Source organism: Pedobacter sp. WC2423 (assembly GCF_040822065.1).
Classification (GTDB): Bacteria; Bacteroidota; Bacteroidia; order Sphingobacteriales; family Sphingobacteriaceae; genus Pedobacter.
In genome coordinates, this window is record NZ_CP162005.1 from 1,338,077 (window position 1) to 1,360,506 (window position 22,430).

22 protein-coding genes are annotated in these 22,430 nt (G+C 38.9%); 5 read left to right on the top strand and 17 right to left on the bottom strand.

Features of this window, described 5'->3' with window-relative positions:
- Positions 1-54: 54 nt before the first annotated feature.
- From AB3G38_RS05105 to ribD, 4 genes are read right to left on the bottom strand one after another with little or no spacing between them, the layout of a single operon-like run.
- Entirely contained in the window at positions 55-930 is an 876-nt protein-coding gene (locus AB3G38_RS05105; RefSeq protein WP_367867419.1) for a nucleoside phosphorylase, read from the bottom strand.
- Positions 931-964: 34 nt separating this feature from the next.
- A complete protein-coding gene (locus tag AB3G38_RS05110; protein WP_367867420.1) occupies positions 965-1,579 on the bottom strand; it encodes a YigZ family protein in 615 nt (204 codons plus the stop codon).
- Positions 1,569-2,432 carry an EamA/RhaT family transporter gene (locus tag AB3G38_RS05115; protein WP_367867421.1) on the bottom strand — a complete coding sequence of 288 codons (864 nt, stop codon included), beginning with the start codon at positions 2,430-2,432 and terminating at the stop codon, positions 1,569-1,571. Before AB3G38_RS05115 ends, AB3G38_RS05110 begins: the two co-directional genes overlap by 11 nt.
- Positions 2,429-3,484 carry a bifunctional diaminohydroxyphosphoribosylaminopyrimidine deaminase/5-amino-6-(5-phosphoribosylamino)uracil reductase RibD gene (ribD, locus tag AB3G38_RS05120; protein ID WP_367867422.1) on the bottom strand — a complete coding sequence of 352 codons (1,056 nt, stop codon included), beginning with the start codon at positions 3,482-3,484 and terminating at the stop codon, positions 2,429-2,431. Before ribD ends, AB3G38_RS05115 begins: the two co-directional genes overlap by 4 nt.
- Before the next feature lie 83 nt (positions 3,485-3,567).
- On the opposite strand from ribD, the gene prmC reads away from it, so the two are divergent.
- Positions 3,568-4,410, top strand: coding sequence for a peptide chain release factor N(5)-glutamine methyltransferase (gene prmC, locus AB3G38_RS05125; RefSeq protein ID WP_367867423.1), 843 nt, complete (start codon positions 3,568-3,570; stop codon positions 4,408-4,410).
- 1 nt (position 4,411) lies between these two features.
- Here the strand turns inward: prmC and xerD are convergent, their stop codons facing one another.
- Positions 4,412-5,311 (bottom strand): site-specific tyrosine recombinase XerD, encoded by a 900-nt coding sequence (xerD, locus tag AB3G38_RS05130; protein ID WP_367867424.1) that lies wholly within the window; start codon positions 5,309-5,311, stop codon positions 4,412-4,414.
- 41 nt (positions 5,312-5,352) lie between these two features.
- Here xerD and aroQ point away from each other — a divergent pair, with 41 nt between their 5' ends.
- Positions 5,353-5,772 carry a type II 3-dehydroquinate dehydratase gene (aroQ, locus tag AB3G38_RS05135; protein ID WP_367868747.1) on the top strand — a complete coding sequence of 140 codons (420 nt, stop codon included), beginning with the start codon at positions 5,353-5,355 and terminating at the stop codon, positions 5,770-5,772.
- Here aroQ and AB3G38_RS05140 read toward each other — a convergent pair.
- On the bottom strand, positions 5,747-6,772 hold the full coding sequence (locus AB3G38_RS05140; protein ID WP_367867425.1) for a glycosyltransferase family 2 protein: 1,026 nt from the start codon (positions 6,770-6,772) through the stop codon (positions 5,747-5,749). The two genes, aroQ and AB3G38_RS05140, sit on opposite strands and share 26 nt — an antisense overlap.
- 106 nt (positions 6,773-6,878) lie before the next feature.
- Here AB3G38_RS05140 and AB3G38_RS05145 point away from each other — a divergent pair, with 106 nt between their 5' ends.
- The 3 genes from AB3G38_RS05145 to mgtE are packed head-to-tail and all read left to right on the top strand — an operon-like array spanning position 6,879 to position 10,013.
- Positions 6,879-7,490 carry a WbqC family protein gene (locus tag AB3G38_RS05145; protein WP_367867426.1) on the top strand — a complete coding sequence of 204 codons (612 nt, stop codon included), beginning with the start codon at positions 6,879-6,881 and terminating at the stop codon, positions 7,488-7,490.
- Positions 7,491-7,493: 3 nt separating this feature from the next.
- A complete protein-coding gene (corA, locus tag AB3G38_RS05150) occupies positions 7,494-8,618 on the top strand; it encodes a magnesium/cobalt transporter CorA (protein ID WP_367867427.1) in 1,125 nt (374 codons plus the stop codon).
- Between the two features lie 45 nt (positions 8,619-8,663).
- The gene (gene mgtE, locus AB3G38_RS05155; protein ID WP_367867428.1) at positions 8,664-10,013 is read left to right on the top strand and encodes a magnesium transporter; all 1,350 of its coding nucleotides are present in this window, start codon (positions 8,664-8,666) and stop codon (positions 10,011-10,013) included.
- Between the two features lie 19 nt (positions 10,014-10,032).
- On the opposite strand, the gene AB3G38_RS05160 is transcribed toward mgtE, so the two are convergent.
- The 11 genes from AB3G38_RS05160 to eat form a co-directional block, all read right to left on the bottom strand.
- Positions 10,033-11,049 (bottom strand): hypothetical protein, encoded by a 1,017-nt coding sequence (locus AB3G38_RS05160; protein WP_367867429.1) that lies wholly within the window; start codon positions 11,047-11,049, stop codon positions 10,033-10,035.
- A gap of 15 nt (positions 11,050-11,064) precedes the next feature.
- Complete coding sequence (locus tag AB3G38_RS05165; RefSeq protein WP_367867430.1) at positions 11,065-11,487, bottom strand: hypothetical protein; 423 nt, start codon at positions 11,485-11,487, stop codon at positions 11,065-11,067.
- A gap of 72 nt (positions 11,488-11,559) precedes the next feature.
- Positions 11,560-11,970, bottom strand: coding sequence for an organic hydroperoxide resistance protein (locus AB3G38_RS05170; RefSeq protein ID WP_367867431.1), 411 nt, complete (start codon positions 11,968-11,970; stop codon positions 11,560-11,562).
- Positions 11,971-12,015: 45 nt separating this feature from the next.
- Complete coding sequence (locus tag AB3G38_RS05175) at positions 12,016-14,178, bottom strand: FUSC family membrane protein (protein ID WP_367867432.1); 2,163 nt, start codon at positions 14,176-14,178, stop codon at positions 12,016-12,018.
- A 66-nt stretch (positions 14,179-14,244) separates the two neighbouring features.
- A complete protein-coding gene (locus AB3G38_RS05180) occupies positions 14,245-15,459 on the bottom strand; it encodes a TCR/Tet family MFS transporter (protein WP_367867433.1) in 1,215 nt (404 codons plus the stop codon).
- A gap of 35 nt (positions 15,460-15,494) precedes the next feature.
- The gene (locus tag AB3G38_RS05185; RefSeq protein WP_367867434.1) at positions 15,495-16,223 is read right to left on the bottom strand and encodes a ThuA domain-containing protein; all 729 of its coding nucleotides are present in this window, start codon (positions 16,221-16,223) and stop codon (positions 15,495-15,497) included.
- 115 nt (positions 16,224-16,338) lie between these two features.
- Positions 16,339-17,706 (bottom strand): aldehyde dehydrogenase family protein, encoded by a 1,368-nt coding sequence (locus AB3G38_RS05190; RefSeq protein ID WP_367867435.1) that lies wholly within the window; start codon positions 17,704-17,706, stop codon positions 16,339-16,341.
- The gene (locus tag AB3G38_RS05195; protein WP_367867436.1) at positions 17,703-18,416 is read right to left on the bottom strand and encodes a gamma-glutamyl-gamma-aminobutyrate hydrolase family protein; all 714 of its coding nucleotides are present in this window, start codon (positions 18,414-18,416) and stop codon (positions 17,703-17,705) included. The genes AB3G38_RS05190 and AB3G38_RS05195 overlap by 4 nt, the downstream gene beginning before the upstream one ends.
- Positions 18,416-19,564, bottom strand: coding sequence for an iron-containing alcohol dehydrogenase (locus AB3G38_RS05200; RefSeq protein ID WP_367867437.1), 1,149 nt, complete (start codon positions 19,562-19,564; stop codon positions 18,416-18,418). The genes AB3G38_RS05195 and AB3G38_RS05200 overlap by 1 nt, the downstream gene beginning before the upstream one ends.
- 12 nt (positions 19,565-19,576) lie before the next feature.
- Positions 19,577-20,935 carry a glutamine synthetase family protein gene (locus AB3G38_RS05205; protein WP_367867438.1) on the bottom strand — a complete coding sequence of 453 codons (1,359 nt, stop codon included), beginning with the start codon at positions 20,933-20,935 and terminating at the stop codon, positions 19,577-19,579.
- Positions 20,932-22,248 carry an ethanolamine permease gene (eat, locus tag AB3G38_RS05210; RefSeq protein ID WP_367867439.1) on the bottom strand — a complete coding sequence of 439 codons (1,317 nt, stop codon included), beginning with the start codon at positions 22,246-22,248 and terminating at the stop codon, positions 20,932-20,934. The genes AB3G38_RS05205 and eat overlap by 4 nt, the downstream gene beginning before the upstream one ends.
- Between the last annotated feature and the right edge of the window lie 182 nt (positions 22,249-22,430).

A 22,430-nucleotide genomic window follows, 5' to 3' on the forward strand; every position in this document is an offset into this window, starting at 1 on the left:
TCGCGATTGATATGATTCAGCACCCATCTGATTGAAAAGGTGCTGAATTTTAAATTAATTAGAAGCTGTAATTCTTTCTAAGACAAGCTTAATTGCCTTATCTACAACCGAATTAGGATCTTTACTAAACTGATAATTTACTCTGCTCGCTAAAATAGCATTCACCGAAAGTGCTTGATGTCCCAGAACTTTCGCCAATGCATAAATACCCGCAGTCTCCATTTCAAGATTCGTAATTCTATAGTTTTCATAGCTGAAGGTATTCAGTTTCTGAATGAAATCAGGCACTGCATTCTGAGCTCTTACCTGACGTCCCTGAGGAGCATAAAAACCAGGTGCTGTTACCGTAATTCCTTGCTCCATTCCTTTTCCTATAGTATTCAATAATACGGGATCTGCTGAAGTAAGATAAGGATTTACAGCATGCAAATCCTGGAAATGTGTTTTTACCTGTTCAAACAGTCCTTTTTCTTCCTCCGGTACTCCATGAACATAATAATGCATTAAAGCATCCAGGCCAAGTCCGAAAGTAGAAGCAAGGATAGTTCCCATAGGCAGGTCAGGCTGTACAGCGCCCGAAGTTCCTACTCTGATAATAGCTAATGAAGTTAACTTTTCTTTAACCTCACGAGTTTTGAAATCTACATTTACCAATGCATCCAGCTCATTGAAAACGATATCTATGTTGTCAGTACCAATTCCTGTAGAAATTACAGTGATTCGTTTCGTACCAATATAACCTGTGTGCGTTAAAAATTCTCTTTTTCCTTTTTTAAGCTCAATCCGGTCAAAGTGTTTAGTTATTTCTGAAATCCTGTCAGGGTCGCCTACAGTAATCACTGTATCCGCAACATCTTCAGGGAGTATATTTAAATGGTAAATGCTTCCATCGGGATTGATGACTAAGTCTGCTTCTGATAATTTTTGCATGGTAATTGGGTTAATGATATTCTAAATTAAGGTTTTAAACAGTGCCAAGGTATTTTATTTCAACACCTGACTGTTTTTCGACTCTTTGTAAAACTTTATTCAATTGAGATTTTCTAACTTCAAATCTGATTGTACATTCATTATCAAACTGTTGATCAAGCACAGTCAGCTGTTCTTCCTTTACCATACGCATGACATCGTTCATCACCAGGTAATCAAACTTAATTTCATAAATATCGTTAACTGTCTTATCAACAATCAAGGCTACGTTAACTGCTTCTGCAGCAGCTGATTTATAAGCGTTAATTAAACCGGGGACTCCCAATAGCGTACCCCCAAAATAACGGACTACGACGATTAGTATATTGGTCAGGCCTGCTGATAACAAGGCATTTAAAATAGGTCTGCCAGCAGTACCAGAAGGTTCACCATCATCATTTACACGGTAAATACTTTTATCAGGCGTAAGGCGGTAAGCGTAACAGAAATGATTGGCCTTGGTATGTTCAGCTCTTAATTTAATCAAATGTGCTTTAACATCATTTTCTGAAAGCAGCGGATAGGCAAAAGCGATAAATTTACTTCCTTTATCTTTAAAGGTTCCTTCTGCGGGATGATCTATCGTCTTATAAGTATCATCAAACAGCATATTTTTGCGATAATGTAATCAGTAAAATGGCAACAAGAGCCATAGCTATACCCATATAATTCAACTTACTTACTTTCTCTTTAAACAAGACTATACCAATTATACTCCCTAAAATGATTACGCCCATATTCATTGCAGCAAATACTGTAGAAGGATTAGCAGCCATTGCCCGGTGTGCTTTCATATAAAACAGGATATTTCCAAAATTGAAGCATCCTAATACGATACCACAAAAGAAATTGATCAGTTCAACTTTTTTCTTTCTGACGATGACAACGTATCCCAAAATCACTGCTGCGATTATAAAAGAAATACAAAAAACAACCATTAGTGTACTGGTATAGGGAATAGACTTATCCAGTGCCAGTTTTTTAAACATGACATCAATCAGTCCAAATCCTATAAAGACAAGAACAGGGTAAACATAAGAACTTGTTTCTGCCTTAACAGTAGATTTACGGGAAAGGGTGAATACAATAGCTACAAAACCAACTAAAAGTCCCGCTACCTTTAATCCTCCAAAGTTTTCTCCGAAAAGATATAACGAAGCCAGAATAGGGATAAATAAAGACAAGCGCTGTGCAATATCTGATTTTACAATTCCTATGTTTCTGACAGATGCACCCAGAATAAGAAATAAGACAGGTAATAATACACCAATTGCAATAGCAAGTTTAGTCGGCACTGTTACAAGCCGGGCCAGCTCTGGCCTGAAGAAAATATAGCTAAGAATTATGGCCGCCAGGTAGTTCCACATTACCGCTTGCAGCACATGAATATTGTAACGTTTTGCCAGTTTTAGCAAGACTGCTACCGTTACGCTGCAGCTGATACTAAGTAATATGTATATCATTTATTATTATAATTTTTATATATAGTTAGCTGATCTTTATCTACTTGTATAACTGACCTAATGTTTCCATTGATCACAGGAGAGTGTATTCCGGTATCCCAGCTTGAAGCTGAATTAAAAACTCTGGCCTCATCCCATAATCCAGCAGAGATAAACTGGTTCAGCATATTTGCCCCACCTTCAACGATAATAGATTGTATATCCATCAAATACAATTGATAAGCGATCTTCTGGGGAAGATAATATTGCATGTCTTCCATTTCAATAAAATGGATATTTCCTTCTACACTCGTTTTCTGTTCGTTGAATATAATGGTTTTAGCATCCGCATTATATAATTGACTGTCCGCTGGTATTTCAAGTTTACGATCAATGGCGATCCTGATTGGGTTTTTCCCCGGCCATTCCCTCGCACTAAGAGCAGGGTTATCAGCAATTGCAGTTTGTTTACCAACTAAAATAGCATCTTCTTCTGTTCTCCATTTATGAACCAGTTTTTTAGAAAGCGGACCACTGATCCACTGCTGTACAGAATTCTTAGGCGCAAAATATCCATTTGCTGTTCTGGCCCATTTCAAGATAATATAAGGGCGTTGCTGAGCAATTCTTGTGAAAAAACGACGATTCACTTCAAAACACTCATCTTCCAGCACCCCGGAAACCACTTCAATACCTGCATTTTTTAATTTTTCAATTCCTTTACCATCTACATCAGGAAAAGGATCACGATTACCAATCACTACTTTTTTCAGTTGATGGCGAATCAATAAATCAGCACACGGAGGCGTTTTCCCAAAATGGGCACAGGGTTCAAGACTTACATAAGCGACTGCATTTTTTAATAATTCTACAGCTTGTTCACCATATCGGTCTGTTACAGAACGGATAGCATTAACTTCAGCATGAGCCTGACCATATTTCTGGTGATAACCTTCTCCTATAATCTTTCCTCCGCTGACAATTACGCAGCCAACTAACGGATTTGGGCTTACCTGACCGTTACCCATTTCTGCTAACTCCAGACAGCGTTTCATGTACAATTCATCGCTCATATGGACAAAAATAGCTTCAATTTATGAGCTATTGAAATATTTCGACCACAGAGATGCAACATTTATTAATACTTTTGCATTTAATGAATGTTAAGCAATTAGAACAATACTTTATTAAGGAACTATCCGCATTATATGATGGGGAAGAAGCAAAGCAATTGTTTTGCCTGGCAGCCGGACAAGTCTCTGCATGGAACCGGGGTCAATTACTAATCAATGCAACAACACAATTAAGCACTGAGCAATCTTTAGCTTATAACTACATATTGCTGGAACTGAAAAAGGGGAGGCCAATGCAGCATATTTTTGCAGAAGCATGGTTTTACGGACACAAATTTAAAGTCACTGAAGCTGTCCTGATTCCCAGACCAGAAACAGAAGAACTAATAGAATGGATTTTGGATACGGTAAAAACACAGCCCGTTTCCAGCATATTGGACATTGGTACTGGAAGCGGATGTATTGCAATTACTTTGAAAAAGAACCTTGAACAGGCAGAAGTGAGTGCACTGGATGTTTCTGCAGATGCATTAATTGTGGCCAGGGAAAATGCAATAACTAACACTGCTGCTATTAATTTCATACACTCAGACATCCTGACCTATAGCAGCCCATCCAAATACGACCTGATTGTAAGTAACCCTCCTTATATCACTGAAAACGAAAAGGAAGAAATGCATCAGAATGTCCTGGCTTATGAACCACATCTGGCTTTATTTGTAAGCAATGAAAATCCTTTATTATTCTATAAGGGCATCGCAGACTTTGCGCTGATTAATCTGCATCCAAAAGGAAAATTGTTTTTTGAGATTAACGAGTATTTAAGTAAGGAAACAGTAGAGATGCTTTCTGCTAAAGGGTTTACTGACATCATCTTAAAAAAAGATATGCAAGGTAAAGATCGTATGATTTCCTGCAATTTATAAATTACGTTCTGGGGTGAAACTGTGTGATTATACCTCTTAAATAATCCTTGTCCAGATGCGTATAAACCTCTGTGGTAGTAATACTTGAATGGCCTAACATTTCTTGTACAGCCCGTAAATCTGCACCACCTTCAATCAGATGAGTCGCAAAAGAATGTCTGAATGTGTGCGGACTGATCGTCTTTTGTAAACCTATTGCAACTGCCAACGCTTTAATCATAGTAAATACAGAAATTCTGGACAACCTTGAACCCATTCTATTGAGGAAAATATAGTCTTCATTTCCTTTTTTAATAGCTAAATGAACTCTGACCTGGCTTAGATAAATATCGATATACTTCAATGCAACTGCTCCAATAGGGACAATCCTTTCCTTATTTCCTTTACCAGTTACTTTAATATATTCCTGAGTGGGATTCAGGTCTGAGATACGGAGAGTAATCAGTTCAGTCACCCTTAATCCACAACCATACAAGACTTCCAAAATTGCTTTGTTTCTCATTCCTTCCGGTTTAGAAGCATCTATAGCCTCAACCAAAGCATTAATTTCTATCACATTCAGTATATCAGGAAGCTTTCTGCTTAATTTAGGAGAGTCCAGTTGCTGCGAAGGATCAATATCAATTAATTCTTCCAGCATCAGATAATTAAAGAAAGACTTCAATCCGGAGATTACCCTTGCTTGTGTATTGGCCAGCATACCTAACTCACTTAACCATTTAACAAAATCATGTAATACACTATCAGAAATACTTTTAACAGAAAAATCCTTACCAATAACTTCATAATACTGAAACAGCTTTGCAACATCATTCAGGTAAGCATCGACAGAATTTTCGGAAAGTCCGCGTTCCAGCTTCAGGTAAGCCTTGAATGAATTATGGTAAGGATAATTAATCAATGAATTTTTATTTATTAGTTTTTAAGTCTAAGTTTGAATGGATGAAGATACAGATTATTAACGGACCTAACTTAAATCTGCTGGGCATACGTGAGCCAGGAGTGTACGGAAACAAAAGTTTCGAAGGATACTTTACAGAATTAAAGGATAAATACAAAAACATAGAACTTGAATATTTCCAAAGTAATGTAGAAGGGGAGCTAATCAACAAACTGCATGAAGTTGGCTTTTCATTCGATGGCATTATTTTAAATGGCGGGGGATATACACATACCTCAGTAGCCATTGCGGATGCAATTTCAGGCATCAATACACCCGTTGTAGAAGTACATGTCTCTAATATTTATGCCAGAGAAGAATTCCGCCACGTTTCACTAACCGGAAAAAACTGCAAGGGCGTATTAACTGGTTTCGGATTAGACGGCTATCGTCTGGCTATCGAAAGTCTTTTAGCTGGCTAAATTTCCTGATTCCTTTGATAAAATAACTCCAGACTACACTGGAATGGTAAACCCCGGTGTGTTTGGAGTAGGCTAATTGCTTTCTGGCTCTTTTAGCACCTGTCTTTCTGAGATTGGCTAAAAACTGAAAATGTGCTTTATTCACAGCCCATGCAAATTTGGTCTCTCCTTTAATCAGAAACTGTATCCAGGCTACAAAATCAATAGTCATCCTGAGTGTTATACTCCATACCGCTTCCAGAGCCGGCAGGTTTTTCTGCATAATCATCAGGTTATTTCTAAAGTTCAAGAACACTTTATATGGACTATTGGTCGCTAAAGTACCGCCACCAACATGGTAAACCTCCGCATCAGGACAATAGACAATATGATATCCAAGATTTTTTAAACGCCAGCAAAGATCGATTTCTTCCATGTGCGCAAAAAGGTCAGGATCTAAACCTCCTGTTTCTTCCCATCGGGCGCGCTTGATAAAAAAAGCTGCACCGCTTGCCCAGAAGATTTCTTTAGCATCATTGTATTGCCCTGAATCATCCTCCACCTGATCAAAAATCCTTCCTCTGCAAAAAGGGAAGGCATTGATATCCAGAAAACCACCCGCAGCACCAGCATATTCAAATTGAGTTTTATTCTTCTGCCATTTAATTTTAGGCTGAGCAGCCGCAATATGGGAATCTGCTTCCATCGCTTTGATTACAGGTTCAATCCAGTTCTCAGGAACCTCTACATCAGAATTCAATAAAACGTAATAATCAGCCTTTACCTGTTTAAGAATCCGGTTATAACCCTCTGCAAATCCATAATTATGATCATTCACAATAACCTGTATATCAGGAAAACTGGTTCTTACATAATCAACGGATCCATCTGTGGATGCATTGTCACCTACAACTAACTGAAGATTCGTATACCTGGTTTTAACTACTCCTGGTAAAAAATCAGACAATAGTTGTTTTCCATTCCAATTGAGGATCACAACAGCTACACTCGGCTCTGACATTAGCTTAATTTCTCGTTTACGTTCATAAAAAAATGGAGATCAAATAGGAAAAAAGCCTTTTTTATCATTATTTTGCCTGATTGAAAATGCAAACATAAATTAACCAATGCACAATCCAGCTATATTTCCTCTTTTTTATCTTCCTCCTGTAAGTTATTTCTCTGCTTTAAACGCTCATAATTACGAATTCATTTTGGAAAAGGAAGAACATTTTCCAAAACAAACTTACCGCAACAGAACGAGGATTTATTCACCAAACGGGGCTTTAGATCTATTTCTGCCAGTAATCAAAGGTTCAAAATACCACACGAAGGTCAAAGATGTAAAAATAAGTTATGATTTTAAATGGCAGCGCCTGCACTGGTTAAGTTTAGAAAGCTGTTACCGTAATTCTGCCTATTTTGAATACTATGAAGATGAACTCGCTGTTTTCTACCATAAGAAATTCGAGTTTCTTTTTGACTATAACCTGGAAATATTACAGTGGATCTTCAAACAACTAAAAAAACCAGCAGACTTTAATTTTACTACAGCATATGTTAAAGAAATAGCCCCTGAAAATGATTACAGACTGAAACTGCATTTCAAAGAACCTGAATTGATTACTCCTGCAAAACCTTATTTTCAGGTATTTGAAGATAGAATGGGATTTATGCCAAACATGAGTATTGTTGATTTGTTATTCAATCAAGGTCCTCAGACCAAAAACTATCTTTAAAGTATGGGCATTGATAAAAAAGGCAAATCACGTAAAAAGAAAAAGCGTTTAAAAATACCGCTGGCGGGCACCAGTCCGGGAGTAGTTTATATTGATGAAAATTCACTAAAACCAGTAATTACACTTCATAAAATTAGTGCAGCAACTTATGAGAAGAAAGAACTTCCTAATATCAATCAGATTGCTCAGTTGCTTGCAGATAAGAACTTTACTTTCTGGATTGAAATAAAGGGATTCGGATCTCCTGAATTGTTTGAAACCTTAAACAGTGAACTTCATGTTAACCGGTTAATCCTTGAAGATATTACCAGATCTTATCAAAGACCAAAACTAGAAGAATACGATGATTATGTTTTCGCGGTCAGCAGAATGCTTTTGCTCGATGAAGAAAAGAATCTCGAAAATGAGCAATTATCATTTATCCTGACAGATAATGCCTTGATTACCCTACAAGAAAACTATGCCGACTGTTTTAATCCGGTTATCCAAAGGTTAAAAGCAGGGAAAGGAAACATCAGGATTTCAGGAAGCAGCTACATTATGTATGCACTCATGGATATTGTTGTAGATAAATATTTCGAAATCCTTAGTTTCTGGAGTGAAGAGCTTGATCAGATAGAAGATCGCCTGTTTGATAAACCGGATAAGAGTTTTATGTTCGACGTGCAGCTGATCAAAAGAAACTTAATTAATATACGCAGGGTTGCATGGCCAGAAAGAGACAAACTAAATGATATGCTTCGCAGTGATAGTCATCTTATCACTGAGCAAACCAAACCCTATATTCGTGACGCTTATGATCATTGTATACAAATTATTGATATAGTGGAGTCACTGAAAGAGATTTCGGCCAGTAATATTGATATGCATCTGTCAATTATCAGTAACCGGATGAATGAAATCATGAAGGTACTTACTATCATTTCTTCCATATTTATCCCACTTACTTTTATCGCCGGAGTTTACGGAATGAATTTCGCCAAAGAAGATCCCGTAACCCATAAATTTATGCCTTACAATATGCCGGAGCTGTACGCTTCACACGGATATTTGTATACGATGCTGATTATGGTCGTGATCGCGGTGCTTCAGGTCATCTATTTTTGGCGAAAAGGATGGTTTAAATAAATGTCGGCGGTTATAAAAGAGAAAATATAATTACCTTAGCCGGGCATGCAATCCTATGAACTAGACAAATCTGATGTTACCAAAATAAAATCCGCCCTTAATGGCAGCGATAATCAATTAGCTGTAATTCTGGATGAGTATCATGCGTCCGAAATTGCCATCTTATTTGAAAGCCTGACACAAGAGGACAGACAACGTATTATCAACCTTCTTCCCGTTGAAACTGCATCAGAGATTTTTGCAGAGATGCATGAGGAAGCGCACCCTGAAGAATTACTTTTCCAGCTTCATCCAGATAAGCGTACAGAGATTGTAGAAGAACTCGATTACGATGATGCAACGGATATTATCTCGCAACTCGAGGAACACGAACAAAAAGAGATCCTCGAAGACCTGAGCGAAGACGATGCCTCTCATATCAGAAACCTGCTGAGTTACGATGAAGATACAGCAGGAGGGCTGATGAATACCGAGTTTATCCGGATCCAGCTTCATTTGAAGAAAAAGGATGCTATCGACGAGATCATTAGACAAAGCGAGGAGATTGAAGAATTCTATACCATTTTTGTTGTAGATGAAAACAACGTATTTCAGGGAATTGTCTCCTTAAAAGACATTATCAAAGCTAAAGGAAATGTAGAAATCACTTCGTTGGTTAAGTCTGATGTAGCCTGGGTAAGTCCTGATACCGATCAGGAAGAAGTAGCAAGACTGATTTCTCAATATAATATTACCAGTATTCCTGTTCTGGACAATCAGATGAAACTATTGGGAAGAGTAACTTTTGATGACGTGATTGACGTTTTAGAAGATGAGAACACAGAAGACATTCTGAAAATATCCGGTGTATCAGAAGATGAAGAATTAAGCGGTAACTGGGTAGAAGCCGTAAAATCAAGATTACCCTGGTTAATTATCAATTTAGGGACCGCTTTCCTGGCCTCAGCAGTAGTAAGGCATTTCGAACCAACCATTGCTAAAATTGCAGTACTTTCTGCTTACATGACTATTATTGCCGGAATGGGAGGTAACGCAGCCACTCAGGCACTCGCTGTAACCGTCAGAAGGATTTCCCTCTACGATCTGACCGACAACCAAGCCTACCGTACCGTCTTAAAAGAATTTACTGTTGGTCTGATCAATGGTGCCGTAACAGGCCTGATCGTTTTCATCTTTGCTCTTGTATTTGATGCAAACCCACTACTCGGACTTGTTATTTTTCTGGCGATGACCGGTAACCTGGTTATTGCGGGCGTAACAGGAGCAGGGATACCCCTGATACTTAAAAGAGTAGGTATAGACCCTGCAATTGCTTCATCCATTATCATTACTACTTTTACCGACGTATTTGGATTTTTACTTTTACTTGGAATGGCCAGTAAATTATTACTTTAAATCAAAATAATAAAGCAGCTTACTCATCGTCCATATTAATTTGTGAAGGAGAATATTCAAAAAGACCCAAAATAGTATTCGCCTCATCTATAAAGCGTTCGATCTTTTTGGTATCCCTGAAATTAATCAAAATTAATTGTCTCGTCTTTCCCTGACCAGGAAGATCAAGAACAGCCTTTACTTCTGTTCCGGTATAGATAAAGTTCGTAGACTTGCGAACAATTAAAAACTGGATAAAATCATCAAATGAATAGCGCTTGCGAATAGCACCACCCAGCATCGAATAGATGATCTCACGGTTATTCTTATCCAAACTTACAGAAGTAAAAAATGCGTTTACAAAGATCCCGCCTAATACCAGAGGAAGATAAGTAACCATTAATCTTTTATAATTTTCCCTGTCATTCATAAAATCCGGATGAGCCAGAATAAAGAAAGTTAATGCAATCAATAAAATCCCTACAATCAGGCCACCTGTTTTATTGAAAAGTATTTTATAAATACCATTTTCTTCCTTAAAAAACTGGAAGTCAAAAACAGGGGATTTAACATGCAGCGGACGATTAGAAAATACAAGCTCATTGATTCTTGGTAAAACTTCCTCTTCGTAAGCAACCAGATTTTTATTCGTTAATTTAGAATATCCACAAGAAATAAGGATTCCTTTTCCATGTCTGTTCTCTTTGGAGAACACCTTATAACTTATAGCACCCATCGTATCATAAGGAGTGATCGTCGCAATCTGATCGAAAGGAATAGTGTGAGTCGTAAACCCAAAAAATTTCGTATAAAGTTCCCTGCTATTTCCATCAAAAACAGCTTTACGCTCTCCTGATCCATATAAAAAAAGAGCAAGCAATAAAATCAGCCCTTCAAATATAAGCAACGTTGAAACATTGGTTAAGGTATCGGTCAGGAATAAAGTAACATTCAGCGTTGTAAATGCGATCAGATAAATTATACTGATTCTGCGTGCCATTCTCGCCGGGTAAATCGTTAGGGTATCAGCTTCGTTAATCCAGTAGGTTTTCGCCATTTTGTTTATATTAGTTTAGATGCAGGACTCACAAAGATAAGTAACCTGGTAATATTTTTTACCGTCCTCATAACGGGTAGTTCCACTGGAAATTATCTTTTCTCCTTTTAAAAAAGTCTTTTGATCAACACCAGTCAGCTTTTGATACGCTGCCTTCGCCGGAACCAGATAACTAATAGTCTTTGTGGCCATTTCCTGAGTATAATGAATAAATAAGTACTCCTGTGCAGTTTTATTATGATACAAGTATAAAAAGCCACCTGCCTTTTTCGGGCCACCATATACCTTTTTAAAGCCATTTTTCTTCAAAATCTGCGGATGTGTAACAGCAGCGTCTTTCCAAAACGAGAATAAGCTATCGTGTTGAAATGTTTGTGCCACACTACATGTGCTCAATAATAAAAATGGAAGCGCAATCAGAATTAAATATCTCTTCATTTTATAATATAATTTATCTCATAAAAAAGCCGCTGCCTTTAATAAAGCAGCGGCTTTATATTTATTTAAGCGCTATATAGCAGTAACTCTTGTTTCAATGTTACCTCTTGTAGCTTTTGAATAAGGACATGCCTTATGCGCTTTGTCAGCCAGTTTCTGAGTTTCCTCATGACTGAGTCCCGGAATATGTACATCCAGCTCTGCCGACAATACATAAGCATTACCATCCTGATTGAACGAAACCTGTACATTTACAGTAGCATCAGTTACTTCTACACCTTCGTTTTTTGCCACCGCATGTAATGCACCCAGATAACAAGGACCCCATGCCGCAGCGAATAATTGTTCAGGATTAGTAGCTCCTCCCTGACCACCCATTTCTTTAGGTGTTCTGACTTCAAATTCTATTGTTCCGTCACTTGATTTTATATGGCCATCACGACCTCCTTTAGCCAGTACTGCGGCTGTATATAACTTTTCCATGTTTTCTTGTTTATGATACTACAACAAAAATCTATGCCTTAAGTTTTATATTTTAATCCTTTCAGTTAACTTAAATATATCATAGGCCACTTTCTGGATCATCTCATACTGTTCAATGACCATCATTTCATTGGGATCAATCACTTTATTATCATCCCTTATGCTTTTAATTAAAGGCACATTATTAGGCTCTCCATCATTTTTAATCAGGTATTCTGCAGAAAGGTTCAGCAGATAAAGCGTATTATTTACGGTTGGCTTGAGTTCCTCAGGATGAGTTAATGTAAAAGCATGCTCTTTAAAATAAAGCGAAAGTGTCGCTGTATAAGAAGACAGCAAATGATTAAGCGCAGTAAACTGATGCATTTCGGGCATTAAACGCTGTTTACTCTTAGGCTCAGAAAACATCTTTTGGAAAATAGAAGATAAATTCGCAGACGTTACATAAACCTCTTTGCGTGCTAACCTGTAATTGGTCAGATTGTGTTCTGTCTCCGTATATAAAAGCGTAACCTGATCAAAATAGGCCATATTCGCTCTTAAAGTACTGAGCATGGCTTCTTTTAAATTCTTATTCTCCCAGTTAGGGAACAAAGTATAACTTCCTAATAAAGCTATTGCAGAACCAATTAAAGTATCGAAAATCCTTTCCCTGGCTACAGACAAGCTACCCATTCCTAAAAAATCGAATAAAACCAGGATATAAGGTGTCATAAATAACACACTCACAATATAATTCTTCCTTTGAAAACTGTAAGTCCCGATCATACAAAATAACAGGATAAAAAACAGCGTATGCTTATCATGGATATAAATCAGGATTCCCATCCCAACCAGCGCACCGACAACAGTCCCGATTAAACGTTCGTAATTGCGCTGCTTGGTCAAACTAAAAGCTGGTTTTGAAATAACCAGTACCGTCAGCAATATCCAGTAACTATGAGAAGAATCCAGCATTTTGGCAACCAGATACCCAATCAGCATCGCAATTGCTACGCGCATTGCATGTCTGAAAGTAGAAGAACTAAAGGTAAGGTTATCAAAAAACAGCTTGGCATCAAATTTCTGCCGCGTAATAAAACGCTCTGTATCTACTGCATTGCTATTTTTTAAATTCTTTTTCTCTTTCTTATTGAAATATCCATTGATCGTTTTAACCCTTGCAGCTATATTTTCAATATTTACTTCTATATTTTTCAATGCAATCAGGCCCAGCGTATTATACTTGCCGTCTGTATTATCTTTTTCAAGTACATTGATCTCATCCTTCAGCCGCTTCACATCTTCAGTCAATACCGCAGGCGGACGGGGAGTACCACCAGTTTTAAGCGCAAATGCAATTTCATCCAGCTCCCAGGCAATCCTGTTGATAATCCGCTCATAGCGGGAAAGTATTCCAGCCTTGTCAAATTGATCATGAAGTTGCTTATAGTTATAATAAGTAGACATCACCTGCTCATACAGATCCACCATATCTACAAAAACCAATAATAAGAAACGGCCTTCCGGTGTTGACTCCCTGACAATTTCACGCGTCTTAAATAATACTTCTCTTACCGCATCCTGCTTTTCATGAACAGCCACCTGAAGCTGGATCAGCTCTGCATAATTGTCATCATAATTCGTATTTTCATGGTAAAACTTCGCCTTCGCTCTCAGAAATTCACTGACCTCGTGGATAGAGTCGCTCAGCGTTTGCTGCACCAGGCGATAGGGCCTGAGCCTGTAAAAGAAATAACTTAGAACTGTATACCACAAACTACCCGAAAAGACAAGTGCAGAATAGATCAGCACATCTTTCCATGGCCTCACATCATCAATACTCAATACCATGATCAGCAAAGACGCCGTACCTACCAAAGCCGCTCTTGTGCCGTAAAGAAAAAACATGGAGAACAGGAAACTGCAAGCCACCAGCAGCACTGCAATAAAATACTGGTTCTTATTCGTTAAACCTACAATCACTGACAACACTGTGATTAATACCGTAGTCACCAGCATTGCATTTCTGCGGTGAACAATAGGGCCCGGAGTGTCAACTACGCTTACACACAGTGCACCCAGTGATAAAGTTATTCCATACTTAAGCAGACCAAACTGAGCCAGGATTAAAGAGGGCAGAAGCACCCCGAAAGTGATTCGCAGCCCATCTGCAAAATAGGTACTCAGTAAAAAATCATGTATACTTCTGATGGGACGGTTAAACATTTCTGGAGGTTAATATTTGAATTGAGCAATAATCTGACCGAAACAACTTAATTTAATCCGTGTAAATCAAGAATGGTGCTTTTTAAGTGCAGCAGAACAAATAAACAGGCCGATAAGTGTTAAAAAAGCAGCCATTAAAAATGGTGCACCCGGAAAATAAATTGCATGTTTTGGATTGGTGAAATAAGCAAAAAGATTGTTCATCATTAACGGGCCGAAGATTGCCGCAACACTCATCAAACTCGCCGTAAACCCCTGTATCTCACCTTGTGCATTGGCTTCAACATTATTGGAAATAATCCCCTGCATTGCCGGTCCATAAATACCCGCCAGTCCATAAGGAAGCATAAAAGCGAACATCATCCAGCCCTGTGTCGCGAATGCAAACAAAACAAATCCTACCATGTATAAAACAAGACCATAAAAAACAGCCTTTTCCTGTCCGATCTTAGGAATAATTATCCGGATCAATCCGCCCTGTACTACACCAACTACAATTCCGACAAAACCCAGAGAATATCCTACCCAGGCTTCATTCCAATGAAACTTTTCCATGGTATAATAAGTCCAGGTAGACTGAACAGCATGTGCTGCCAGGTATAAAAGAAATAACGCAGCCAGAAGACCTATCAATTTAGGATACTTTACCACCCGCAATAAAGACCCGACAGGATTTGCTCTTTTCCAGTCAAAACTTCTTCTGTTTTCTTTAGCTAACGATTCTGGTAAGATGAAATAACCATAAAGCCAGTTGACCAGGGCCAGCACAGCTGAAATAATAAAAGGGATCCTAAGCCCGAACTGACTGAATACACCACCAATCACAGGTCCCACAATAAAACCTATACCAAATGCAGCTCCAATCATTCCGAAATTCTGTGCCCTTTTTTCCGGTGTACTTACATCAGCAATGTAGGCCATGGCCGTAGTAAAACTTGCCCCGGTAACTCCTGCCAATGCTCTCCCTACAAATAACCAGCCTATAGTTGGTGCAAAAGCCAGGAAAATATAATCAATACCTAAACCAAATAAAGAAGCTAAAAGTATCGGCCTGCGGCCAAATTTATCGCTCAACCCACCTAAAACAGGAGCACTGATAAACTGCATAACAGAGTATGACATAGTCAGATAACCACCATAAAGCGCAGCAACACTTAATCCTCCGCCAGTAAGTTCTTCAATTAATTTTGGTAAAACGGGGATGATAATTCCAAATCCCGTAAAGTCAATCAGTAAAGTGATAAAAATAAATCCAATTGCAGATTTCTTTGGAGAGGCCATATGATAAATTAAACCGTAAATTTAGATTAATTTCTTTAATTGCTGCCAATTGCATATTGAATACCGCCTAACAAATGTTTAAGATAGTTCTGGTCAGTATAAGACTCCTCTGTATGACCTAATTCCGTATACCAGGATCTTCCACCATCATATTGATGATACCAGGCCATTGGATGCACCTCACCGTTAATACCGCCTGTATAAGACTTTTCATCTATTGTAATTAAGACCTTAATATCTTTACTCACCTCTTTGAAATTGTACCATTCATCTTTTCTGGTCCAGACTGCCGGCAGATGTTTCGTTGAGCTATGTGATCTGTCAGTCACCTGCAATACCGCTTGCTGCTGCGCGGGATGACTCACAAAATAAGCACCAACCAATTTACCATACCATGACCATCCGTATTCTGTATCTGTAGCGGCATGTACTCCTGCAAATCCCCCGCCGCCTTGTATATATTTCTCAAAACTTGCCTGCTGATCGTCATTCAACACGTCACCCGTAGTTTGAAAGAAAACTACAGCAGCATATTTTTTTAATGAATCTGCATTGAAATAACCCGCATTTTCAGTAGTATCAACAGCAAAACCATTTTCCTTGCCTAATTTAATAATTGCTGTTTTTCCAATAGCAATAACACTATGTCTGAACCCGGCTGTTTTAGAAAACACGAGAATACGCGGTTTAGCTGACTGCCCATAAGCGGTTGCGATCAAAAATGGCAATAAAATAAAGCTGAATAATAAGGTTAGTTTTTTCATAATTGAAATATACTTATAAATCATAATAACTCAAGAAATGTTTTTTCCTAATCAGGATATAAATATCATAAATAACTGTATTACTGATTATAGTAATAAAAATATAAAGTATTCATTAACCTTTACGAAGATGCCACGATTTGGTTTTAGTAAATGCCCTGAGTCCCTGATGAGATAAAGTTGCCCCAATTCCAGAATGTTTTCTTCCGCTCCAGGGAAGACCTGCACTTACCCGGTCACAACAATTCCAATAACCAGTTCCGGAATCAATCTGAGAAAGGATTTCCTTTGCGCGATCCACACTATCCGTATAAACGGATGCCGTTAAACCATACACAGAGTCTTTCATCAGCCTTAGCGCCTCAGCATCATCCTTTACCTTCATAATGCCTATAATCGGTCCAAAACTCTCTTCCTGCATAACTTTCATCTCATTAGACACGCCAGTCAGAACAGTGGGCTCAAAATTATAACCTTTGCCAACAGCTCTTTTTCCACCACTTAACAAGACCGCACCTTTAGCCAGCGCATCCTGAACCTGCCCATCCAATACCTCAAGCTGTTCCTTACGCGTTAATGCAGCAATATAAACACCTTCTTCAGTTGGAAGACCTATCTTCCATGATTTGACCTCATTAACAAAAGAAGAAACATAACTATCATACACCTTTTCATGAACATATATTCGTTCAACCGCACAACAACTCTGTCCATTATTATAAAATGCGCCATCCGCAGTTCCCGCAGCTATAGCCTTAATATCTTTCACATCATCAGCCACATACAGCGGATCTTTACCACCCAGTTCAAGCTGGCAAGGAACCATCTTTGCCGCTACCCGCTGATAAATATGCTGACCGGTGCGGTAAGAACCTGTAAAATAATACCCGGCAAAATCCATATCCAGCAAAAGTTCGCCAGTTTCTCTGCCACCCAAAGCGACTTGAAAAACCCCGTCAGGTACCCCAGCCAGCTTCAGCAGTTTTTCAATCTCCAGCCCAGTTAGAGAAGCATATTCAGAAGGTTTATACAGCACAGCATTTCCAGCCAGCAATGCAGGTATAAAAACATTCACACCAACCAGATAGGGGTAGTTCCAGGCAGAGATATTACAGATTACACCCAACGGATCATAAGAGATCACTTCCTTTAGATCAATTGTATTAATAACCTCTTCATCAGAAAGATATTTAACAGAATTTCCACACATCCATTGAATTCTTGACCTCGCACCATTAATCTCATTACGGGATTGCTGTAAAGGCTTTCCAACTTCCGAGCTCAGCACGCCAGCAAGCCTTTCTTTCTCCGCCTCCAGTAAATCATCAAATTGCTGAATCACCCTGATCCGTTCAGACAAGCCCTTTTTAGCCCATTCCTTTTGTGCTTTTACCAATATTTCCAGTTTTGCATGCAATGAAGATTCATTATCTTCCTGAAGCGTTGCAATTACTTCTTCTGTAGCGGGATTGATTACATTCATTTTTCCATTTTTTTTACCTCCTCCAAAAACCGCTCTTTGAGTTTTTGAGAAAGTGGATTTATTTCCTTTTCCTTCATTCTTTCCGGATGCCATTGCACCGCAAGCATAAAAGATTTATGTGTCTTGTCTTTAAATTCCAGTCCCTCAATCAATTGATCCGTACTGTCAGCATAAGAATTTGCCATTAAATTGTCACTTAAGCTAAATTCAGTAACTCCTTGATGATGTGCACTGTTAACAATTCCATTTTTAAGCCCAATTATAGCGTATAACATAGAGTTATGACCTATATTGACTTGATGCACCTTATCTTCGGCCCCTTTTTTATGGATTAAATTTGCCGGGCCAATGTCTTCCAGAACTTTTCCACCTTCCAGAATATTGATGTATTGCATCCCTCTGCAAATTCCCAAAACAGGTATTTTCAAAGCCTGTGAATATTCGTAAATAAGCTTTTCAAATTCATCTCTTTCTGGCAGGAAAAAATCAGGTTGACCAGGATAATCTAAAGCACCCCCATAAAAAGAGGGGGTAACGTCAATGCCACCGGTTAACAGGAAACCAGCACACAATTGAATATCCTTTACATTGTTTTTTTCGAAGGATAATTCAATCAGTTCTAAATCATCGCCCAGATCAGCTGCCGTAAACCAATTCCAGTAATTTTGAAAATTAGTCTCCGTATAACTGATTCCAATCTTTTTTTTCATTAAAGTGCTTTTAAATACAACTGCTTAAAATCCTCCCGGCTAACTGGCTTTGGGTTATTAGGATGCGCAAAATCAGCTAACGCCAGATCTGCCAGTGTTTCAATATGTTCAGCTTTCACACCAATTTCACTTAACCGCTGAGGAATGTGAACTTTGGAGTTCAGCTCAGCTAAATAGTTCGCGACCGCTGCACCAGTTTCCTCTTTCAATTCCAAAGTCCTTGCAATACGTCTGAAACGATCCTCGAAACCAGCAATATTAAACTCCATTCCATAAGGCAGATTAACCGCATTGGCTAACCCATGATGTGTATCAAGCAGAGAAGAAAGCGGATGTGCCAGAGAATGTACCACACCTAAACCTTTTTGAAAAGCAATAGCACCCATCATAGAAGCCATCAGCATTTTACTTCTGCTTTCTAAATCCGGATGATTGGTCGCTCTTTCAATCGAATCTTTGATCAGATAAATACCTTCCAGCGCAATCCCATCACATAAAGGATGTGGATTCTTTGCTAAAAATGCCTCCAGATTATGTGTCAGCGCATCCATGCCCGTTGCCGCAGTTATAAAAGGTGGTAAGTCCATCGTCAATACCGGATCAGCAAACACGATTTTTGCCATCAGCTTCGGAGAAAACAGAATCTTTTTCTGATGGGTCAGGTCATCCGCAATAATTGCACTCCGGCCCACTTCACTTCCTGTCCCCGCAGTAGTTGGGACAGCAATAAAATGAGGTACATCATTCGTTACATAAATATCACCACCAATCAAATCATCATATTTAAACAAATCTTCCCGGTGATTTACCCTTAAAACAACAGAACGGGCTACGTCTAAAGCTGCACCTCCGCCAATCCCTATAATACTGTCCCTTGAGGTATTATCCCACACCTCAGTTCCTTTATAAACATCACTCTTTACCGGATTTTTATGAATTTCACTGAAAACCTCAACAGACACATGATTGGCCTGTAAATCATTCACAATGGCCTTAAAAAAGGGTAAACCGGCAATAGTCGGATCAGTCACAATCATCGGTCGTTTTAACCCGTTCTGCTGTAAATAGGCAGGCAATTCTTGAATCGCACCTGCACCAAAGCGAATGATCGTAGGAAAGTTATATTGATAAACTTTATCAAATGTCATAGCTATAATCGTTTAAATAATTTCAAAGTATCTTTTGAGCTCCCAATCGGTCACTACTTTTGCATATTGTTTCCATTCCCATTCTCTTGTTAAAGTAAAATGCTCCACAAAATCAGCCCCGAACAGTTCCTTCGCAACTTCCGAATGTTTCATTAACTGCGTGGCTTCATGAAGATTTCGTGGTAAAACCCCATAAGCAATTTCCTGATAGCCGTTGCCCTGCGTAGCTGGCTGTGTTAATTTGAGCTGACGCTTAATTCCATATAATCCGGCAGCCAGGCAAGCAGATAAAGCCAGATAAGGATTGGTATCTGACCCAACAACCCTTGTTTCTAATCTTGTGGCATTTTTACTTCCCGGTAAAGCCCTTAAAGCAACCGTTCTGTTGTCAATTCCCCAGGTTAAAGTTGTCGGTGCCCATGCGCCCTCTACAAGCCTTTTATAGCTATTTACTGTAGGGGCAATCAGTGGTAAAATATGCGGCAGACAATGCAACTGTCCGGCGATATAACTCTTCATCAGCTCACTCATTTTATCCGGATCTGTTTCCTCATAAAACAGATTTGTCTTCGATTCCTTGTCCCATAAACTTTGATGCACATGACCACTGCACCCGGGCAGGTCTTCACTGAACTTCGCCATAAAAGTGGCCATAATCCCATGCCGGTAAGCAATCTCTTTCACTGCTGTTTTAAACAGAACAGCCTGATCTGCCGCCTGCAAAACTGGTGCATATTTTATTGCTGCCTCATATACCCCAGGCCCGGTCTCCGTATGTAAACCTTCAATAGGAATTCCAAACCTGCAAAGCAAGTCAAACAAATCGCTCATGTAATCATTTTTCAGAGAACTCCGTAAAATAGAATACCCGAACATACCAGGAGTTAAAGGTGTAAGCCGCTGGAAATCTTTCTGAGCCGCACTTTCAGGCGTTTCTGCAAAATTGAACCATTCAAATTCTTGTGAGAAATAAGGAAGAAAGCCCTGTTGTTCAGTTTCAGCAATCACTTTACGCAAGAGTTGCCGAGGACAGGTATAAGCAGGCACTTCACTCTCATTTACAAAGTCTCCCAGAAAGAACGGCACCTCATTTTCCCATGGAATTTTACGGAACGTACTTAAATCGAGTTTGACCAGTGCATCCGGATAACCCGTATGCCAGCCCGTAAACTTTACATGATCATAAGCTACATCGCCCATATCCCAGCCAAAGGTGACGTCACAGAATCCAATCCGGCCTTCAACAATAGTGGCAAATTTTTCGGCAGCAATATACTTACCCCTTAAAACACCGTCTATATCGGCAACAGCTACTTTTACTTTTCCCGAAGGATGTTGTTTTACATACGCTAATATTTCTTGGACTGTCATGGAGCAGAGGATTTAAACGTTCGGTATAACAAAAATGCGATGGCCAATATGGAAAAGTAAATCAGCCCTAAATTAAAACTAAAGATCAGCATGGCTATGATGGAAACCAGCGCTATAATCAGCGAAACTATTGGAAACAAAGGATAAAAAGGTACACGAAAAGGACGATACAGTCCAAGCTCGTTCTTCCTTAAAAGCAGAATTGAAACCATGGATATACTATATAAAGTCAAAGCACCGAAAACAGAAATCACGATAATCTCTGAGGTTTTACCCGACAGCAATGCGAAAATTCCGATCACCATATTCCCAAACAAGGCATTTGCAGGTGTCTGAAAACGCGGAGAGATCTTACCTAAAAAAGAAGGAATGTTATGTACACGTCCCATTTCATAAGTAGAACGTCCGGCAGCAAGGATCAACCCATGAAAAGAAGCAACCAGGCCAAATAACCCTACTGTAATTAACAAGTGGTACATCAGGTGATTGCTTCCTGTTATTTTGGCCAGCGCCAGTGGAAGAGGGGAATCTGAAGTTTCACCGTTTATCCCGTTTTTATAAACTATTGCTTCCCATCCGGCAATACCTGTAGCTGCAATAAATACCAGTACACATAATATAACCAATGTAAATATTGCCCATCCAAAGCCTTTACTAATATCCCTTTGGGGATTTTTGGTTTCTTCAGCTACATTCGCAAGCCCTTCAATCCCTAAAAAGAACCAGATTGCAAAAGGGATGGCTGCAAAAACGCCGCTCCAACCATTAGGGAAAGAATTATGTGTCAGATTCACCACCTGTAACTTTGGCAGAGCCAAACCCGAAAACAGCAACAATTCGCCAACAGCTAACACGGTCACAATGACTTCAAACGAAGCAGCAGCTTTAATTCCATATATATTTAAACCAGTAAATATAAAGTAGATCACAATCGCACTGGTTAAAATAGGAACCTGTGGAAAGAAAGCGTTAAAATAGGCACCAATAGCGAAAGCAATTGCAGGAGGGGCGAGTATAAACTCAACAATCTGTGCAATCCCGGCAATGAACCCGATATTTTTGCCCATTGCTCTGTTAGCGTAATCAAATACGCCGCCAGCCTTAGGTATTGCACAAGCCAGTTCGGTATAACTGAATGTAAAAGTGACATACATGATAGCCACTCCAACAGTCGCAATGGCCATTCCGCCAGTACCGCCTTTTTCAAGACCTAAATTCCAGCCAAAATACATACCTGAAATTACATAACCAACACCAAGTCCCCAAAGCATAAATGGAGTTAACATTTTTCTTAAGCCCTTATTTTCTGTCATTTATGCCTCAATTACGCCGTTACTAAATATAGGATATTTATTTAAAAATATATCTGCCTGAGAAAATTCAGCTAATTTTCTTTAAAAGAAAAATAAATAATAAAACATACTGTAAAATCCCGGTTATAAGACTCTTGCGTAGCCAAAATCTGATTAAATAAATTACTGTTTTTTTATTTCAC

Coding starts and splice junctions, on each gene's coding strand:
- AB3G38_RS05105 (WP_367867419.1), bottom strand. CDS start 930: ATGCAAAAATTATCAGAAGCAGACTTAGTCATCAATCCCGATGGAAGC.
- AB3G38_RS05110 (WP_367867420.1), bottom strand. CDS start 1,579: ATGCTGTTTGATGATACTTATAAGACGATAGATCATCCCGCAGAAGGA.
- AB3G38_RS05115 (WP_367867421.1), bottom strand. CDS start 2,432: ATGATATACATATTACTTAGTATCAGCTGCAGCGTAACGGTAGCAGTC.
- ribD (WP_367867422.1), bottom strand. CDS start 3,484: ATGAGCGATGAATTGTACATGAAACGCTGTCTGGAGTTAGCAGAAATG.
- prmC (WP_367867423.1), top strand. CDS start 3,568: ATGAATGTTAAGCAATTAGAACAATACTTTATTAAGGAACTATCCGCA.
- aroQ (WP_367868747.1), top strand. CDS start 5,353: ATGAAGATACAGATTATTAACGGACCTAACTTAAATCTGCTGGGCATA.
- AB3G38_RS05140 (WP_367867425.1), bottom strand. CDS start 6,772: ATGTCAGAGCCGAGTGTAGCTGTTGTGATCCTCAATTGGAATGGAAAA.
- AB3G38_RS05145 (WP_367867426.1), top strand. CDS start 6,879: ATGCACAATCCAGCTATATTTCCTCTTTTTTATCTTCCTCCTGTAAGT.
- corA (WP_367867427.1), top strand. CDS start 7,494: ATGGGCATTGATAAAAAAGGCAAATCACGTAAAAAGAAAAAGCGTTTA.
- mgtE (WP_367867428.1), top strand. CDS start 8,664: ATGCAATCCTATGAACTAGACAAATCTGATGTTACCAAAATAAAATCC.
- AB3G38_RS05160 (WP_367867429.1), bottom strand. CDS start 11,049: ATGGCGAAAACCTACTGGATTAACGAAGCTGATACCCTAACGATTTAC.
- AB3G38_RS05165 (WP_367867430.1), bottom strand. CDS start 11,487: ATGAAGAGATATTTAATTCTGATTGCGCTTCCATTTTTATTATTGAGC.
- AB3G38_RS05170 (WP_367867431.1), bottom strand. CDS start 11,970: ATGGAAAAGTTATATACAGCCGCAGTACTGGCTAAAGGAGGTCGTGAT.
- AB3G38_RS05175 (WP_367867432.1), bottom strand. CDS start 14,178: ATGTTTAACCGTCCCATCAGAAGTATACATGATTTTTTACTGAGTACC.
- AB3G38_RS05180 (WP_367867433.1), bottom strand. CDS start 15,459: ATGGCCTCTCCAAAGAAATCTGCAATTGGATTTATTTTTATCACTTTA.
- AB3G38_RS05185 (WP_367867434.1), bottom strand. CDS start 16,223: ATGAAAAAACTAACCTTATTATTCAGCTTTATTTTATTGCCATTTTTG.
- AB3G38_RS05190 (WP_367867435.1), bottom strand. CDS start 17,706: ATGAATGTAATCAATCCCGCTACAGAAGAAGTAATTGCAACGCTTCAG.
- AB3G38_RS05195 (WP_367867436.1), bottom strand. CDS start 18,416: ATGAAAAAAAAGATTGGAATCAGTTATACGGAGACTAATTTTCAAAAT.
- AB3G38_RS05200 (WP_367867437.1), bottom strand. CDS start 19,564: ATGACATTTGATAAAGTTTATCAATATAACTTTCCTACGATCATTCGC.
- AB3G38_RS05205 (WP_367867438.1), bottom strand. CDS start 20,935: ATGACAGTCCAAGAAATATTAGCGTATGTAAAACAACATCCTTCGGGA.
- eat (WP_367867439.1), bottom strand. CDS start 22,248: ATGACAGAAAATAAGGGCTTAAGAAAAATGTTAACTCCATTTATGCTT.